General features: G+C 65.6%; 16 protein-coding genes. 11 read left to right on the forward strand and 5 right to left on the reverse strand.

Annotated features, from left to right (window positions below; translation table 11 throughout):
• Nucleotides 1–2 precede the first annotated feature (2 nt).
• The 5 genes from anfG (at nt 3) to ACFSM0_RS12605 (ending at nt 3701) form a co-directional block, all read left to right on the forward strand.
• The gene (gene anfG / locus ACFSM0_RS12585; protein WP_377390877.1) at nt 3–350 is read left to right on the forward strand and encodes a Fe-only nitrogenase subunit delta; all 348 of its coding nucleotides are present in this window, start codon (nt 3–5) and stop codon (nt 348–350) included.
• Between the two features lie 13 nt (nt 351–363).
• The gene (anfK, locus tag ACFSM0_RS12590) at nt 364–1746 is read left to right on the forward strand and encodes a Fe-only nitrogenase subunit beta (RefSeq protein ID WP_377390879.1); all 1383 of its coding nucleotides are present in this window, start codon (nt 364–366) and stop codon (nt 1744–1746) included.
• Nucleotides 1747–1817: 71 nt separating this feature from the next.
• Nucleotides 1818–2516, forward strand: a complete 699-nt coding sequence (gene anfO, locus ACFSM0_RS12595) for a Fe-only nitrogenase accessory protein AnfO (RefSeq protein ID WP_377390882.1) — start codon at nt 1818–1820, stop codon at nt 2514–2516.
• On the forward strand, nt 2513–3034 hold the full coding sequence (locus ACFSM0_RS12600; protein WP_377390884.1) for a gamma-glutamylcyclotransferase family protein: 522 nt from the start codon (nt 2513–2515) through the stop codon (nt 3032–3034). The genes anfO and ACFSM0_RS12600 overlap by 4 nt, the downstream gene beginning before the upstream one ends.
• A 16-nt stretch (nt 3035–3050) precedes the next feature.
• Nucleotides 3051–3701 carry a pyridoxamine 5'-phosphate oxidase family protein gene (locus ACFSM0_RS12605; protein ID WP_377390886.1) on the forward strand — a complete coding sequence of 217 codons (651 nt, stop codon included), beginning with the start codon at nt 3051–3053 and terminating at the stop codon, nt 3699–3701.
• A 345-nt stretch (nt 3702–4046) separates the two neighbouring features.
• Here the strand turns inward: ACFSM0_RS12605 and ACFSM0_RS12610 are convergent, their stop codons facing one another.
• Nucleotides 4047–4607, reverse strand: a complete 561-nt coding sequence (locus ACFSM0_RS12610) for a manganese efflux pump MntP (protein ID WP_377390888.1) — start codon at nt 4605–4607, stop codon at nt 4047–4049.
• 234 nt (nt 4608–4841) lie between these two features.
• Nucleotides 4842–5219 (reverse strand): hypothetical protein, encoded by a 378-nt coding sequence (locus tag ACFSM0_RS12615; protein ID WP_377390890.1) that lies wholly within the window; start codon nt 5217–5219, stop codon nt 4842–4844.
• Between the two features lie 202 nt (nt 5220–5421).
• On the opposite strand from ACFSM0_RS12615, the gene ACFSM0_RS12620 reads away from it, so the two are divergent.
• The 4 genes from ACFSM0_RS12620 to ACFSM0_RS12635 all read left to right on the forward strand — a co-directional run bounded on the left by ACFSM0_RS12620 (nt 5422) and on the right by ACFSM0_RS12635 (nt 10654).
• Nucleotides 5422–6837: a DHA2 family efflux MFS transporter permease subunit gene (locus ACFSM0_RS12620; RefSeq protein ID WP_377392454.1), complete on the forward strand. Its 1416-nt coding sequence runs from the start codon at nt 5422–5424 to the stop codon at nt 6835–6837.
• 66 nt (nt 6838–6903) lie between these two features.
• The gene (locus ACFSM0_RS12625) at nt 6904–8031 is read left to right on the forward strand and encodes an ABC transporter ATP-binding protein (protein WP_377390892.1); all 1128 of its coding nucleotides are present in this window, start codon (nt 6904–6906) and stop codon (nt 8029–8031) included.
• Nucleotides 8028–8978, forward strand: a complete 951-nt coding sequence (locus ACFSM0_RS12630; RefSeq protein ID WP_377390894.1) for an extracellular solute-binding protein — start codon at nt 8028–8030, stop codon at nt 8976–8978. Before ACFSM0_RS12625 ends, ACFSM0_RS12630 begins: the two co-directional genes overlap by 4 nt.
• Nucleotides 8979–8998: 20 nt before the next feature.
• On the forward strand, nt 8999–10654 hold the full coding sequence (locus tag ACFSM0_RS12635; RefSeq protein WP_377390896.1) for an ABC transporter permease: 1656 nt from the start codon (nt 8999–9001) through the stop codon (nt 10652–10654).
• A gap of 27 nt (nt 10655–10681) precedes the next feature.
• Here the strand turns inward: ACFSM0_RS12635 and ACFSM0_RS12640 are convergent, their stop codons facing one another.
• From ACFSM0_RS12640 to ACFSM0_RS12650, 3 genes are all read right to left on the reverse strand, one after another.
• Nucleotides 10682–12133 carry an exonuclease/endonuclease/phosphatase family protein gene (locus ACFSM0_RS12640; protein WP_377390898.1) on the reverse strand — a complete coding sequence of 484 codons (1452 nt, stop codon included), beginning with the start codon at nt 12131–12133 and terminating at the stop codon, nt 10682–10684.
• A 94-nt stretch (nt 12134–12227) separates the two neighbouring features.
• On the reverse strand, nt 12228–13874 hold the full coding sequence (locus ACFSM0_RS12645; protein WP_377390900.1) for an FMN-binding glutamate synthase family protein: 1647 nt from the start codon (nt 13872–13874) through the stop codon (nt 12228–12230).
• 121 nt (nt 13875–13995) lie between these two features.
• Entirely contained in the window at nt 13996–14382 is a 387-nt protein-coding gene (locus tag ACFSM0_RS12650; RefSeq protein WP_377390902.1) for a DUF2147 domain-containing protein, read from the reverse strand.
• Here ACFSM0_RS12650 and ACFSM0_RS12655 point away from each other — a divergent pair.
• The gene (locus ACFSM0_RS12655; protein WP_377390904.1) at nt 14372–14521 is read left to right on the forward strand and encodes a hypothetical protein; all 150 of its coding nucleotides are present in this window, start codon (nt 14372–14374) and stop codon (nt 14519–14521) included. The two genes, ACFSM0_RS12650 and ACFSM0_RS12655, sit on opposite strands and share 11 nt — an antisense overlap.
• Nucleotides 14518–15237: a 1-(5-phosphoribosyl)-5-[(5-phosphoribosylamino)methylideneamino]imidazole-4-carboxamide isomerase gene (gene hisA / locus ACFSM0_RS12660; protein ID WP_377390906.1), complete on the forward strand. Its 720-nt coding sequence runs from the start codon at nt 14518–14520 to the stop codon at nt 15235–15237. Before ACFSM0_RS12655 ends, hisA begins: the two co-directional genes overlap by 4 nt.
• Nucleotides 15238–15255: the final 18 nt, after the last annotated feature.

Genomic DNA, 15255 nt, shown 5'->3' on the forward strand with positions numbered 1-15255 from the left:
CCATGACCGATATCAACGAAAAACTCGATCCGCTCGTCGATTACATCATGAAGAATTGCCTGTGGCAGTTCAACTCGCGCGGCTGGGACCGGCTCAAGCAGAACGCGGGCATCCTCAGCCAGACCAGCGAGATCCTTTGCGGCGAGGAGCCGGTGCACGAAACGCCGCTTGACCGCTGCTACTGGGTCGATGCGGTGATCCTCGCCCGCGCTTACAAGGCGCGCTTCCCGTGGCTGATGGCCATGACAAAGCCCGAAATCAAAAGCCTCTTCAAGGCTTTGCACGAAAAGATCGACCATCTCACCGTTCACGGCTCGCTCAATACCGAGCTGACCGTCCCGCATTATTGAAAGGATCAGACCCATGACTTGCCAGGTCACCCAGAAGGCGCGGGAAGGCACGATCAACCCGATCTTCACCTGCCAGCCCGCCGGCGCGCAATTCGCCTCCATCGGCATCAAGGATTGCATCGGCATCGTGCACGGCGGCCAGGGCTGCGTGATGTTCGTGCGGCTCCTGATCTCGCAGCACATGAAGGAAAGCTTCGAGATCGCCTCTTCCTCGGTGCATGAAGACGGCGCGGTGTTCGGCGCGCTTGATCGCGTTGAAACCGCGGTCGAGGTGCTCTTGACGCGTTACCCCGATGTGAAGGTGGTGCCGATCATCACCACCTGCTCGACCGAGATCATCGGCGATGACGTGGACGGGCTTTTGTCGAAGCTTGAAGACGAGCTTTTGCCGACCAAGTTCCCCGGCCGTGAGGTGCATCTGATGACCGTGCATTGCCCCTCCTTCGTCGGCTCGATGATCACCGGCTACGACAAGGCGGTGCATGATTTCGTGAAGAAATTCGCCACAAAAGACGAGCCCAGCGACAAGATCAACCTGATCACGGGCTGGGTGAACCCGGGCGATGTGAAGGAGCTCAAGCATCTTCTTGAGGCGATGGAGGTGAAGGCCAATGTGCTCTTCGAGGTGGAAAGCTTCGACAGCCCCTTGATGCCGAACCTCGATCACCATTCGCATGGCTCGACCACCATCGAAGATCTGCGCGACACGGCGAACGCCAAGGGCACGATTGCGCTCAACCGCTACGAGGGGGCAAAGGCCGCCGACTATCTGCGCAAGAAGTTCAAGGTTCCCTCGGTGATCGGGCCGACCCCGGTTGGCATCCGCAACACCGATGCCTTCCTGAAATCGCTCTCGGAGATGACGGGCCAGCCGATCCCCGCCAGCCTGGTGAAGGAACGCGGCATCGCGCTCGATGCCATCGCCGACATCGGCCACATGTTTCTGGCCGACAAGCGCGTGGCGATCTATGCCAACCCCGATCTGGCGATCGGGCTCACCGAGTTCTGTCTCGACCTCGAGATGAAGCCGAAACTGCTTTTGCTGGGCGATGACAACTCGGGCTATGTGAAAGACCCCCGCGTGCTGGCGCTGCAGGAAAACGCGCCTGATCTGGAAATCGTGACCAATGCCGATTTCTGGGATCTGGAAAGCCGGATCAAGGACGGGCTCGAGCTTGATCTGATCCTGGGTCATTCGAAAGGCCGCTTCATCTCCATCGACTACAAGGTGCCGATGGTGCGCGTGGGCTTCCCGACCTATGACCGGGCGGGCATGTATCGCCATCCGGTGCTGGGCTACGGCGGCGCGATGTTTCTGGCCGAAACGATGGCCAACACGCTTTTCGCCGACATGGAGGCGAAGAAAACCAAGGAATGGATCCTCAACGTGTGGTGACGGCATCGCCATACCACTTGCCGGGCCGCCACGGCTGGCCCGGCCCTTTCCCTCATCCCCGGAGCCTTCCCATGCAGATTGCGCTTTATCTTGATGACACCGACACCCCTGTTTCGCTCACGGAGCCGGGACGGCTGTGCCTTTACGAGGGCACGGGCCAGGACTGGGCGCTGATGGAGGAATGGCCCGTCGACCTGCCGCGCACAGGCGGCATTGCGGGGCTGCGCGCGGCCGTCGAAAAGATGGTCTTCGCGCTCGCGCCCTGCACCGTGCTGATCTCGTCGGAGGTGCGTGGCTATGTCTATTCGCTGCTTCAAGAGCAGTATGGATTCAGCGTCTGGAAATCCGCGGGCTCGGCCGCGGCGATGCTCGCCTCGGTCGAAGCGGGCGAAATCGAGCGGCTCACCGCGCAGGCCCAGGCCGAGGCCTGCGAGTGTTCGAGCCAGTCGGGCTGCGGCTCGTGCGGTTCCGCCCGCCTTGTCGCGATCACGCCGCCGCCCGCGGTGCTGGCCGAGATCCGCCCCGACGGCGCGCGCTATGTCGACCTCGCCCGCGCGCTGGCAGAGGACGCCCGGCACAATTCGCGCTCGGTGCTGGGGCCAATTCTCTCGGCCACGCCGTTCCGCCCGCTCATCATCCGCATGGATCACCCGCCGCGCTGGCTCGCACGCGCGGTAAAATCGCTCGGGCTCGAACGCCACGAGGAACGCCGCGACGGCGCGCTTTTCATCACCCTCACCCAACCGGCGACCACAGAGGTCGCGCCATGAGAGAGGTGCTTGTCTTCGCTTATGGCATTGACCTCCACCCCGAGGAGATCGCGCGCTTCTGCCCCGCGGCCAAACCGCGTGCCCGCGCCACGGCGCCGGGCTGGCGGCTCGGTTTCTTCGGCTATTCACGGGTCTGGGACGGGGCCGAGGAAAGCCTGATCCCGGACCCCGACGCCACCGTGCCGGGCGTTCTCTATGCCATTGCCCCCTCCGAGGCGGAGGCGCTTGAAGCCGCGCGCGGGGTGAAGCTGAACGGCACCGGGCGCTATTTCCACACCCCCATCGATGTGGTGACCGAGGAGGGAACCCGCCTTGGCGCCGTCGCGCTGATCAAGACCGAACGGCGCGCGGAAAAGCCGCCGAGCCGCCCCTACCGCGACCGCATCGCCGAAGGTGCGGCACTGCATGGCCTCTCCCCCGAGCATATCGCCGCGCTCAAGGCGCTGCCTGCCACCGAGCCCGCCTATCCGGTGCCGATGGCCTTTGACCTGCCGATCTTTGCCGGCTCCTGCTGTTGACCCGAAAGGAAACATGATGACCGAACCGCAAGCCCCCTCCGAGCGCACCCGTCTCAAGCGTTATCACTGGCTGGCCGCCTATGACCGCGCCACCATCGACGCGATCATCGACACGGCCCTTGTCTGCCAGATCGGCTATGTGGTGGACGGCGCCCCGATCGTCACGCCGACCTGCCATTGGCGCATCGGCGATTATGTCTATTGGCACGGGTCTTCCGCCAGCCGGATGCTGCGCAATCAGGAGGCGGGCGTGCCGGTGTGCTTCTCGGTCACCCATCTCGACGGCGTGGCCTTCTCCCGCGCGGCCTTCGATCACAACATCCTCTATCGCTCGGTGATGGCCTTCGGCACAACCGAACTGGTGGCGGGAGAAGAGAAGAAAGCCGCGCTCGAGGCTTTTGTCACCCGCCTTGCGCCGGGGCTGTGGGACTATGCCCGCCCGCCGACCGAACAGGAATGGAAGGCCTCGAAAGTGATCCGCATGAAGCTCGACGAGGTCTCGGCCAAGGTCGCGGCGGGCCTGCCCGAGGAGGACGAAGCCGACATGGCGCTTGATCTCTGGGCCGGGCATGTGCCGGTGCGGATGGTGACCGGCGATCCGGTTGCCGATCCGAAACTGCGGCCCGGGATCGAACGGCCCGGCTTCGTGAGCGCTTTCCGGCTCTGAACGCGGGCTTTGGCGCCGGCTGCCCCCAAAAACGGGGTGTTCCGGGGTGGCGCCCGTAACGCAATGATTTAGAGTGATTTTGGGGCCGTTCTTGGCGGGGCCAAAGCCGCACGGCAGATCTGGGGGCCGATCGTCTGGACCATTGCCAGGGACCGCAAAAGCCCTCAGATGCTGATCGGCATGGCCGCAGGCCTCCGGGAAGAACGGCCATATCCTCGCCACGATGCTGGCGCCCGGGGCCTCTCCCCTCTCGAACAGGACACGCTTGCGAGTCAGTTGGCCCTCCCCCGCCCGCGCCGTGGGGTCGCTTGGGCGGGGGAGGGCGCCTGACGCTGCGGCCACTGATCATGCTGCCACGGAGAGATGTTCCCAGAGGATCATGGTCCCAATGGAGATCAGGGCAATGCCCCCCAGCGTTTCGGCGATCCGACCGAACCGAACGCCGATGTAGCGGCCCACCAGCAAGCCGGTTGTGCTCATCACCATCGTCGTGGCGCCAATCGCGAGCGCAATGACGAAGATGTTCACCTCCAGAAAGGCAAGGGACACGCCAACGGCCATCGCATCGATCGAAGTGCCGATTGCGGTGACGATTGTTGCCCAAAGAGACGGGGAGGGCGCCTCTTCCTCCGTCCGCGTCCAGGCTTGCAAGGCCATGTGAACGCCGACCCCGCCCAGCAAAGCGAAGGCGATCCAGTGATCCACCGCCGCGACATAGCGGGAAGCGGCAATCCCCGCCGCCCATCCGATGAGCGGGGTGATTGCTTCGACGAGGCCGAAGATGGCCCCCGTGCGCAGGGTCATGGCGAAGCTGGGACGGGAGGCCGTGGTTCCCTTGCCCATCGCGGCAATGAAGGCATCAAGCGACATGGAGACGGCCAGTACGCCGATGGAGATCGGGGACATGCATTTTCCTCAGGGCTGATCCGGGCGATGCATGGACCCCGCCCGCAGAGCCCTCTCGCCACGGTCTTGCAAAACCCATCAGGTCAGACACGCCACGCGGTATTCCGCGAGTCTGTTGACGTGCCTCCGCTGCCAGAGCGGTCGCTACTCCCCGAGGGGGCTCCTATGAAGATGCTCACGGGCAAAGTCAATTCCAAGTTGAAATTTATGGCGAGGCTCCAGAGCCATTCTTGATCAGAACCAAGAGATGACGATTGCAGCGCGCAGGATGGCGGAGAAAAATGTCTCCGGGCTGATCTTCGAAAACAGCCGCGCCCCCATGCATCGCGTGACGGAAAATCCCCCGGTCAGGCCTGCTGCAACCCGCCGATGCGTGATGCCGTGGCGGCGTAACCGAGGCGGAAAACCCGTTGGAAAACGCGCGCAACCGGTCCAGATCCCCCGATCCACTTCTCCTCCCTGCGGTCGGGTGGTGACGACCCAGAGCAGGAAGAGCAGGGGGCCGCTGCCGCCCGGACCGGTGATCGCCGTCTTGGTGCGCGGCATCAAGGGCGCGGCTGGTGCGCCGCCGCCTGTTGCGAACCGGTTGCAGGCATTTTGCGGATGCTGCACCGTTTCCGATTGAAATGATTGGCGTATTTTTGTTGACGGATTATATGGGGCCTCGTGGCGTGCCGGATCGCAAGCGATGTGGCGCCGCAAGCCCGGAGCGTGCCCGCGCGGTGCATCCGGCGCACAAGGACAACCGCGCAGAGGGCAAGGGGATGATGACAGGCTCAGGCGCTTTGGGGCCCGCAATGTCGGCGTGCCGCGCATGACCCGGGCGGCGTTTCGCGCCCTGCTGCATGCACGGCTGATGCCGCTGATCGTGGCGGTCGCGCTCTTGATGGAAACGCTCGACGCCAATGTGATCTCGACCTCGCTCCCCGAGATCGCGCGCGATCTCGACACTTCGCCGATTCATCTCAAGCTTGCGCTGACCTCCTATATGCTTGCGCTGGCGATCTTCATTCCCGCCTCCGGCTGGGCCGCCGACCGGTTCGGGGCGCGGCCCATCTTCCGCCTCGCCATCGCGGTTTTCGCCGCCGGTTCGATTGCCTGCGGGGCGGCCAATTCGCTTGAGGGGCTGGTGGCGGCGCGCGTCCTGCAAGGGATCGGCGGTTCGATGATGGTGCCGGTGGGGCGGTTGATCGTGCTGCGCACCACGCCGCGGGCAGAGCTGGTCAATGCGCTCGCCTGGCTCACCGTGCCCGCGCTGATCGGGCCGGTGCTGGGGCCGCTTCTGGGCGGGTTCATCACCACATGGTGGGATTGGCGCTGGATCTTCTGGATCAATATCCCGATCGCGGTGCTGGGCATGGGGCTGGTGACGCTGTTCATTCCGCAAGTGACCGCCGAGACCACGCGCCGGTTTGACCTGCGCGGCTTTTTGCTTTTGGGCCCCGGGCTTGGCGCGGTGCTGACGGGGGTGACGCTCGCGGGGTTGAACCTGTCTTCGCCGCTCTGGATGGCGGGGTTCACGCTCGGGGGCTGCGGTCTGATCGCGGGCTATGTCGTCCATGCCGGCAAGGTGGCGGAGCCGCTGGTGGACCTTGGGCTCTTGCGCATCCCCACCTTTCGCATTGCCGCGCTGGGCGGCACCTTCTTTCGCATCGGCGCCGGGGCACGGCCCTTCCTTTTGCCGCTGCTCTTCCAGCTCGGTTTTGCGATGACCCCGTTTCAGTCGGGCGCGCTCACCTTTGCCGCGGGGCTTGGCGCGATGACGATGAAATTCGTGGCCAAGCCGATCCTGGACCGGTTCGGATTTCGGCGCGTGCTGGTCGCGAATGCGATGATCTCTGCCGTGCTGATGCTGCTGCCGATCCTGTTCACCGCCACAACGCCATGGGGGCTGATCGTGGTGCCGCTCTTTGTTGCCGGGGTGGGCTGGTCGCTGCAATTCACCGCCATCAATGCCATTGCCTATGCCGAAGTGCCCGCAGAGCGGATGAGTTCCGCCACCTCTTTCAATTCGGTGCTGCAACAGCTTTCGGGCTCGGTGGGCATCACGGTGGCGGCCTTCGGGCTGACGGGTATGCAGGCGATGACAGGCCATGCGGCGCTTGATGCCGGAGATTTTGCCCCGGTCTTTGTGCTGATGGCGGCGGTTGCGCTGATCTCTGCGCCGTTCTTTGCCCGGCTCGCGCGGGATGCCGGGGGCGGCATGCTGAAAACGCCGCGCCCGCGCTGAGCATATCGCGCGCCGCGCTCACGGGTGTCATGCAAGCGTCATGCCGGGGCACTAGGGTCCGCCGCGATGAACCTTCGCGCGACAGACAGCCCCGCAGTGCGCCCGACCGAGGTGCCCCCGCCCGCCTTTGAAATGGCGGGTCTCTCATTGCGCCTTGGCGGCACGGCCATTCTCGAAAATGTCGATCTGCGGCTCGCGCCGGGACGGGTGTTGGCGCTGCTTGGCCCGTCCGGCTCGGGCAAGACCACGCTGTTGCGCCTTGTGGCGGGGCTTCTCGCGCCCGATCACGGCACGATCCGGCTTGCCGGGCGGGTGGTGGCCGGGCCGGGCAAGGCGCTGCCGCCCGAGGCGCGCGGGCTTGGCATGGTGTTTCAGGATTACGCGCTCTGGCCGCATATGAGCGTGGCGAAAAACGTGGGTTTTCCGCTTGAAATGCAAGGGATTGCGGCGGCAGAACGGGCCGCGCGGGTCAGCCGCGCGCTTGCACGCGTCGGCCTTGAGCGCTATGCGGAGCGCCGCCCGGCCGCGCTTTCGGGTGGCCAGCAGCAGCGCGTTGCCATTGCCCGCGCGATCGTGGCGGAGCCTGCGCTTGTGCTTTTTGACGAGCCGCTCTCCAATCTCGACCGCGAATTGCGCGAGACCATGGTGGAGGAAATCGCCGGGCTGGTGGCCGAGCTGGGCCTCACCGCGCTTTATGTCACCCATGATCACGCCGAGGCCTTTTCGCTTGCCGATGAGGTGGCCGTGATGGAGGCGGGACAAATCTCCCAGATCGCCGCCCCCGAGACGCTGGTGAGCGATCCGGCCTCCGCGTCGATTGCGCGGTTTTTGCGCCTTGGCGCGCTTTTGCCGGCGCGGCGCGGGGCAGAGGGCTGGCATCTGGCCGGTGGCGCCCGTCTTGCCCCTGCGAGCGCGGCACCGGGCGAGTGTGCAACGGTGCTCGTGCCGAGCAGGGCGCTCCGCGTGGTTCCCGCGGGGGAGGGGCATCTTGCCGCACGGGTGACGCGCACCCTTTTTCGTGGCGATGGCCACCTTGCCACGCTCGCGCTCGAGGGCGGGCACGAGATCCAGCTTTTGCTGCCCCGGCGCGCGCTGCCCGGCGAGGTTTTGGGGCTGCACCTGTGTCACGCGCGGCTGCGCTGGTTTCCGCCCTGTCCCCATCCGACTTCCCCATCAGAGAGGATCTCTCCATGACAAAAATGCTGCTTGCCACCGTGGCGCTCGCGGCCGGGCTTTCGGCCCAGGCTGCCGTGGCCGACATCACCGTTTACACCGCAGGCCCCGCCAAGCTGATCGAAAATCTCTCGGCGGGCTTCACCGCCAAGACCGGGATCAAGGTCGATGTGTTTCAGGCCACCACCGGCAAGGTGATGGCGCGGCTTGCCGCAGAGGAGGCCAATCCGGTGGCCGATGTGGTGATCTCGGCAAGCTGGGATACCGCGACGACGATGGCCGCCGAGGGCAAGCTTTTGCCCTATACCTCGCCCAATGCCGCGATGGTGCCCGATTTCCTGAAAACCGATACCGCCGTGGCGCAGGGCATTTCGGCGCTCGCGATTGCGTGGAACCCGACTTCGGGCCTGCCCAAACCCGCCGATTGGGCCGACCTCGCGACGCCGGAGTACAAAAACATGGTGACGCTGCCCGATCCGGCGAAATCGGGCTCGATGTTCGAGCTTGTTGCCGCGCTGGATGGCGCCATCGGAGCGCAGATCTTTGACGATCTTGCCGCCAATGGGGCGATCATCGCAGGCGCCAATGCCGATGCGCTCAACCCGGTCTTGCAAGGCGCCAAGGGCGCCGTTTTCGGCGCGGTCGATTACATCTCGATGGCCGCTGCCGCCAAGGGGGAAACGGTCGAGGTGATCTTCCCGGCCTCGGGCACCGTGGTGGCGCCGCGCCCGGCGATGATCTTGCAAAGCTCGCAACAGCCCGAAGAGGCGAAGCAGTTCATTGATTACATGCTCTCCGATGAGGGGCAGGAGATGGTCGCCAAGACCTTCCTGATGCCCGCGCGCACCGATGTGCCCGCCAAGCGCCCGCGCATCGACGAGCTGAAACTGCTGCCGCTCGACAGCGCCGCCGCCTATGGCGCGCGCGCCGAAACGCTGAAAGCCTTTGCCGCGAGCTTTGGCAGCTGATGCGCGGGCAAGGGGGTGCAGTGCAGGGAGGGCTGACGGCGCTGGCGCTGGTGCTCCTCACCGGGATCGTTGCCGCCCCCTTCCTCTTCATCGTCGCGCAGGCGATCTTTCCCAAAATCGGCGCGGGCTCCCTTGCCGCGCCGTTTTCCGCCTCGCTTGAGGTGCTTGGCACGGGGCGGTTGCCACAGGCCACGCTCAACACCCTGATCATGGGGGTGGGGACGGTTGCCGTCTCCGCCCTGATCGCGGTGCCGCTGGCCGCGATCCGCGCGCTTTACCGGTTGCCCGGCGCGGCGCTCTGGGATCTGGTCTTTCTCGTGCCTTTCATGATCCCGCCCTATATCGCCACGCTCGGCTGGGTGATGACGGGCCAGCCGCGCGGCTACCTGGAACAGCTCACCGGCCACAATATCGCGGGGCTCTTGTTCTCGGTGCCGGGGATCGTGATCTTGCTCGGTCTGCACTGCTTTCCGGTGGTCTATTTTGCCCTTTCGCGCAGTTTTGCCGCGATTGGCGGGCGCTTTGCCGATGTCAGCCGGGTGTTTGGCGCCGGGCCCTTGCGCGCGTTTTGGCGCGTCACGCTGCCCCTTGCCTTGCCCGGGCTTGCCGCGAGCCTGATCCTCGTCTTTGCCATGGCAATCGAGGAATATGGCACGCCCGCGGTGCTTGGCACGCGGATCGGCTTTCGGGTGCTGGTGACCGGGATCGACGAGGCGATCGGCGATTGGCCGGTGGATCTGCCCGGCGCCTCGACGCTGGCGCTGGTGCTCGTGGGCCTTGCGACCCTTGCCTATCTGGCGCAGCGCCGCCTGATCGTGCGGGGCGGGTATGAAACCACCGGCGGCCGCCCGCTCGCGGCCTCGCGCCGCCCGCTCGGCCGGGGCACCGTGCCCGCGCTGTTTCTCTTCGCCGCTGTCGCCTTTGTCTCGACCGGGGTGCCGCTTCTGGCGGTGCTCGCCACCGCAACGGCCAAAACCATCTCTGGCGGGCTCACTTTGGAAAACCTCGGGCTGCAGAACTTTGCCGCCGTCTTCGCGGCGGGCTCTGCCGCACGCGCGGCTCTCTTCACAAGCCTCTGGCTCGGGCTGGTGGCTGCGCTGGCCACCGGGCTTTTGGGGGCTTTTGCCGCCTTTGTGGTGGTGCGCACCCGCGCGCGGGGCCGCCTTGCGGTGGATCTGCTTGCCGCGCTCCCCAATGCCGCGCCGGGGGTGGTGGTGGCGCTGGGCATGATCTTGCTCTGGAACCAGCCGTGGTGGCCGGTCACGCCCTATAACACGCTCTCGATCCTTGTGCTTGCCTATGTGCTGCTGCTTCTGCCACAGCCGGTGCGCTACACCACCGCCGCGCTGGCGCAGATCGCGCCCTCGCTCGATGCTGCCGCGCGGGTGGCGGGGGCGTCAGAGCTGACAATGGCGCGGCGCATCCTGTTGCCGCTGATCTTCCCGCATCTGATGGTGGCGATGCTGCTTGTGTTCGTGGTTGCCGCGCGCGAGCTGGTGGCCTCGCTCCTGATCCTGCCGGTCGGGCATCAGACCATCGCCACTTATATCTGGCGCCAGTTCGATCAGGGTTCGGTCGGGCTCGGCATGGCAATGGCCTTCGTCACGATTTGCCTCACCACGCTTCTGCCGCTGGGCGTGCTGGTGGCGGCGCGGCGCACCGAGGATCTTGGCTAGGATCCTGGCTAGGATCTTGGCTGAGGCTCACGTCTCGCGGCGCAAGGTTTGCAGATAGGCATCGGCGAAATCGGTCTCGATCTCGACCCACATCGGCAAATGATCCGAGATCTGATGCGTGCGCCAGTCGCGGTAGCTTGCATAGGGCTTGCCAACCTCTTCCATCCGGGCGCGAAAATAGGCCTCGTCGGCGCCGCCCGGATCGTCCTCTCCCTCGCGAAACACATGTTTGAACACGTCAAACACCCCCGCATCGGAGACCGAAATCCGGGTATGCGGGCTGAAGCCGGGCGTGCCCTCCTTGCCAGTCCAGAACGCCATCTGGTCATAAAACATGTCGCGGCGCACATTCGTGCCCTCGGGGATCTCGCGGATCCGCTCGGGCACCAGAAAGCCGTTGTCTTCCAGCGCCGCCATCGTGCCATGGGCGCGCGACTTGATGTTGAAATCGCCCAAAACCATGAAATAGCTCTCCGCATCCGAATTGCCTTCGGCGGCAGCCTTCTTGCCGAGCGCGCGGGTGAGCGCGGCAATCTCGGCGGTGCGCCGCGCCATTGCGGCGGAGCCCTCCTCATTGTCGCCAAAGTAGATATGCACGGTGCAAAGCGCGAGCTTCATCCAGTCCGACTGGAAATAGACCACAAACGGCGTTCGGGCGAATTGCTGCGCGCCAAGCTCCATCTCGCGCGCGGGCCAGCGCAGCCGCACCGGGGCCGAGAAATGGCGCCGGGGCCCGGCGTGCAGCTCGAGCCGTTTGTCGGTGATGCGGTTGTTGTCCAGCGCGAAGGAAAACTCTTCTGGCGCGCCCTTGAACGCCAGCTGAACGCCCTCGGGGAGCACGATCTTGGTGCCCGCGGGCAGCGCAACCAGCGCCGCCGGGTCAATGGCATAGCGCCCGTCATCGCGCTTCTCGGAGGGGATTTTTGCGGGCGGGGCAAGCTCCGTGCCCTCGGGAAGTTCCAGCGTGATGCCCGCCGGGAAGGTCAGATCGAAACTGTCGGGCAAAAACAGCCGATCCGCATCGGAAAGGCTGATCTCACCCGCCGTGCCCTGAAACCGCACCGTGCGCGTGTCATAAAGAAACACCATCCGCTCGCCATGCGCGCTTTGCGCCATGTCGGAATCGGTCATGATCGCCTGCCAGTCCGGCCCCAGCACCCGCATCAGGCGCTTGAGGGCGCGCAGGTCGCCCCGCACCTCCTGAAGCGCCACGATGTTGAAGGCAGAGATCACCTCGGCGATGGCGTAGATCGCCTCTGGCAGCCGGTAGCCGTATCGCCCGCTGTCAAACTCGCGCAGGTTCCATGTGGCGATGCGCAGGCGCCGCCGCGCCGGGTCGGGGGCGCGCGAGGCGACGCCAAGGCGGTTGGCCTGGCGCAGCGCGGCGCGCAGACGGAGCAGGTCGTCGATCGTGCGCGCCTTCCAGCGCCGCGTTGCCGTGCTGTCCCCTTCGCCGATGCGCAGCCCTGCGTAATACATGCCCGGTCTCCCGATCCGGGGGGCGCGGGGGCGCCGCCCGCTGAGGCCCCCAGCCTGCCAGAAAGGCGGCAAACGGGCAAGCTTTGGCGCTGGGTCAGGAGGCGAAGCGGCTTTGCGGCATGCGTTCTGCCACGAAGGTTTCGGCACTCGCGCGCTGCCAGCGATCAATCCAGGAGTGCAGGTCGGGGTGGTCCGAGCCGGTCAGCAAGAACCCCTCGGGCAGGTCTTCAAACGCCTCGTTGCCATCAAGGAACTCGTTGTTCTTGCTGCGAAACATGAAGTGATAGGGCAGGAACTGGGAGGGGTGGGTGAGCCCCGCCGCGCCCACCAGCTCGGCCAAGGCGTGGCGCGTGTTCTTGTGAAACCGCGCCACGCGGGCGCTTTTGTCCTCGACATTCAGCGCGGCCATGCGGCGGGGGTCTTGCGTGGCAATCCCCGCCGGGCAGCGGTTGGTGTGGCACGACTGCGCCTGAATGCAGCCGATGGCAAACATGTAGCCGCGCGCCGAGTTGCACCAATCGGCCCCCAGCGCCATCGCGCGGGCGATGTCATAGGCCGAGACGATCTTGCCCGCCGCGCCAATGCGGATGCGCCGCCGCAACCCTGCGCCGCGCAAGGTGTTGTGGACGAAATTCAGCCCCTCAAGCATCGGCATGCCGACCCGGTTGACGAATTCGAGCGGCGCGGCGCCGGTGCCGCCCTCCTTGCCGTCAACGACAATAAAATCGGGCGCGATCCCGGTTTCGATCATCGCTTTGACAAGGCACATGAACTCCCGCCGATGCCCGATGCAGAGCTTGAAGCCCACGGGCTTGCCGTCGGCAAGTGCCCGCAGCCGGCCAATGAACTCCATGAATTCGCGCGGGGTGGAAAAGGCCGAATGCGCCGCGGGCGAGACACAGTCGCGCCCCATCGGAATGCCGCGCGCTTCGGCGATTTCGGGCGAGATTTTCGAGGCGGGCAGCATGCCGCCATGGCCCGGCTTCGCGCCCTGGCTGAGCTTGATCTCGATCATCTTCACCTGCGGATCGCGCGCTTGGGCCGCGAATTTTTCGCCCGAGAAGGTGCCATCGTCATTGCGGCAGCCAAAATAGCCCGAGGCGATCTGATAGATCAGATCGCCGCCGCCCTCGCGGTGGTAGCGGCTGATCCCGCCTTCGCCGGTGTCATGGGCAAAGCCGCCCGCCTTGGCGCCACGGTTGAGCGCCGCGATCGCATGGGCAGAGAGCGCGCCAAAGCTCATCGCCGAGATGTTGTAGACCGAGGCCTCATAGGGCCGGGTGCAATCCGGGCCGCCGATGCGGACCCGAAAATCGGTGTCGTGGATGGTTTTCGGCACCATCGAATGGGTGAGCCAGTTGAACCCCGAGGCATAGACGGATTCGACCGTGCCAAAGGGGCGCTTGTCTTCCACCCCCTTGGCGCGCTGATAGACGAGGCCGCGGATCTCGCGGCTGAAGGGCACCTCGTCGCGATCCGATTCAAAGAAATACTGCCGGAATTCGGGGCCGACGCTCTCGATCATGTAACGCAGATGGCCGATGATCGGATAGTTGCGCAAGATCGCGTGGCGGGGCTGGCGCAGGTCATGGACCCCGATCACGGCAAAGGCCGCGGCAACCACAAAGGCGCCAAGCCACCAGACCGAGAGCGTGAGCAAAAGCCCGATGAAACTCACGAGCGTCAGCACGAGCGCCGCGGCAAAGGGAACAAATCGGACATTCAGGCGCATGAAGGTCATGAAACGCGGCTCCCGCAAAAACCCGAAACGGGCGCTATGCCCTTTGAAAGCACGACCCCGGCCGCGACACAAGCACGCACGCGCCCCAAGGGGCGGCGGCTTGCGCCGCCCCCGGCCGGTGTCAGGGCAGCTTGGTCCAGTTTTGCTTGGCGCAGATCAGCCCGCCCGCCACGCAGCCCGAAAGCTTCATCGCCGCGCCCGAAAGCGCGATCTTGCCGATGTAGATCTTGTCATTCGAGGGCCGCCAGACCTTGCCCTGATATTTGCCCGCGCCCGAGGGCACCATGTCGATCACGATCTGCTTGCCGATATTGGGCGAGGCATAGGCGCCCTCGGCGTTGAACGCCTTCACGATCGTGCCGCAAAACGCCGCGCCACAGGGCGCGATCTTCACATGGGCATAGGCGCCGTCATCGGCCTGGGTCTGCCACATCCCCTCAATCGGGTCGGCAGCCAGCGCCGCCCCCGCAACAAGGCTGAACGCCGCCGCGATAAGCATGGATTTCATCGGTTTCTCCTCCCTCGATCCGCGCGTCATTGCGCCACAGGCGCCGATTCCCGGCAAGGCTGACGTGACGTTGACCGAAGCCTTGTCGCGCGGCCCGGCGCATGGCATGAGGCGGCAAACGAAAGGAGCGCTGCGATGATCCTCTACCCGGCAATCGACCTCAAGGACGGCAACTGCGTGCGGCTTCTGCATGGCGAGATGGACAAGGCCACCGTCTTTGGCACCGATCCTGCGGCGCAGGCGGCGCAATTCGAGGCCGCGGGCTGCGAATGGGTGCATCTGGTGGACCTCAACGGCGCTTTCGCGGGCGCGCCCGTCAATGCCGCCGCGGTCGAGGCGATCTTGGCGCGGATCACCGTGCCCGCGCAGCTGGGCGGCGGTATCCGCGACATGGCGACGATCGAGGGCTGGCTCTCGAAAGGCCTCGCGCGGGTGATCCTTGGCACCGTGGCGGTGGAAAATCCGGCCCTTGTGCGCGAGGCGGCGAAGGCCTTTCCGGGGCAGGTCGCCGTTGGCATCGACGCGCGTGGCGGGCGCGTGGCCACAAAAGGCTGGGCCGAGGAGACCGACGTGATGGTGACCGATCTGGCCAAAAGCTTTGAAGATGCGGGCGTTACCGCGATCATCTACACCGATATCCTGCGCGACGGCGCCATGACCGGCCCCAATATCGCGGCAACCGAGGCGCTTGCCCGCGCGGTCTCGATCCCGGTGATCGCCTCGGGGGGGGTCTCCTCGCTGCCCGATCTCATCGCGCTGCGCGACACCGGCGTGATTGCCGGCGCCATTTCGGGCCGCGCGATCTATGACGGCGCGCTTGATCTGCGCGCGGCGCTTGCGGCGCTGCGCGGGTGAGGCGGAGGCCCCGCCCGG

The organism is Rhodobacter lacus (assembly GCF_042683065.1).
GTDB classification, from domain to species: domain Bacteria; phylum Pseudomonadota; class Alphaproteobacteria; order Rhodobacterales; family Rhodobacteraceae; genus Rhodobacter; species Rhodobacter lacus.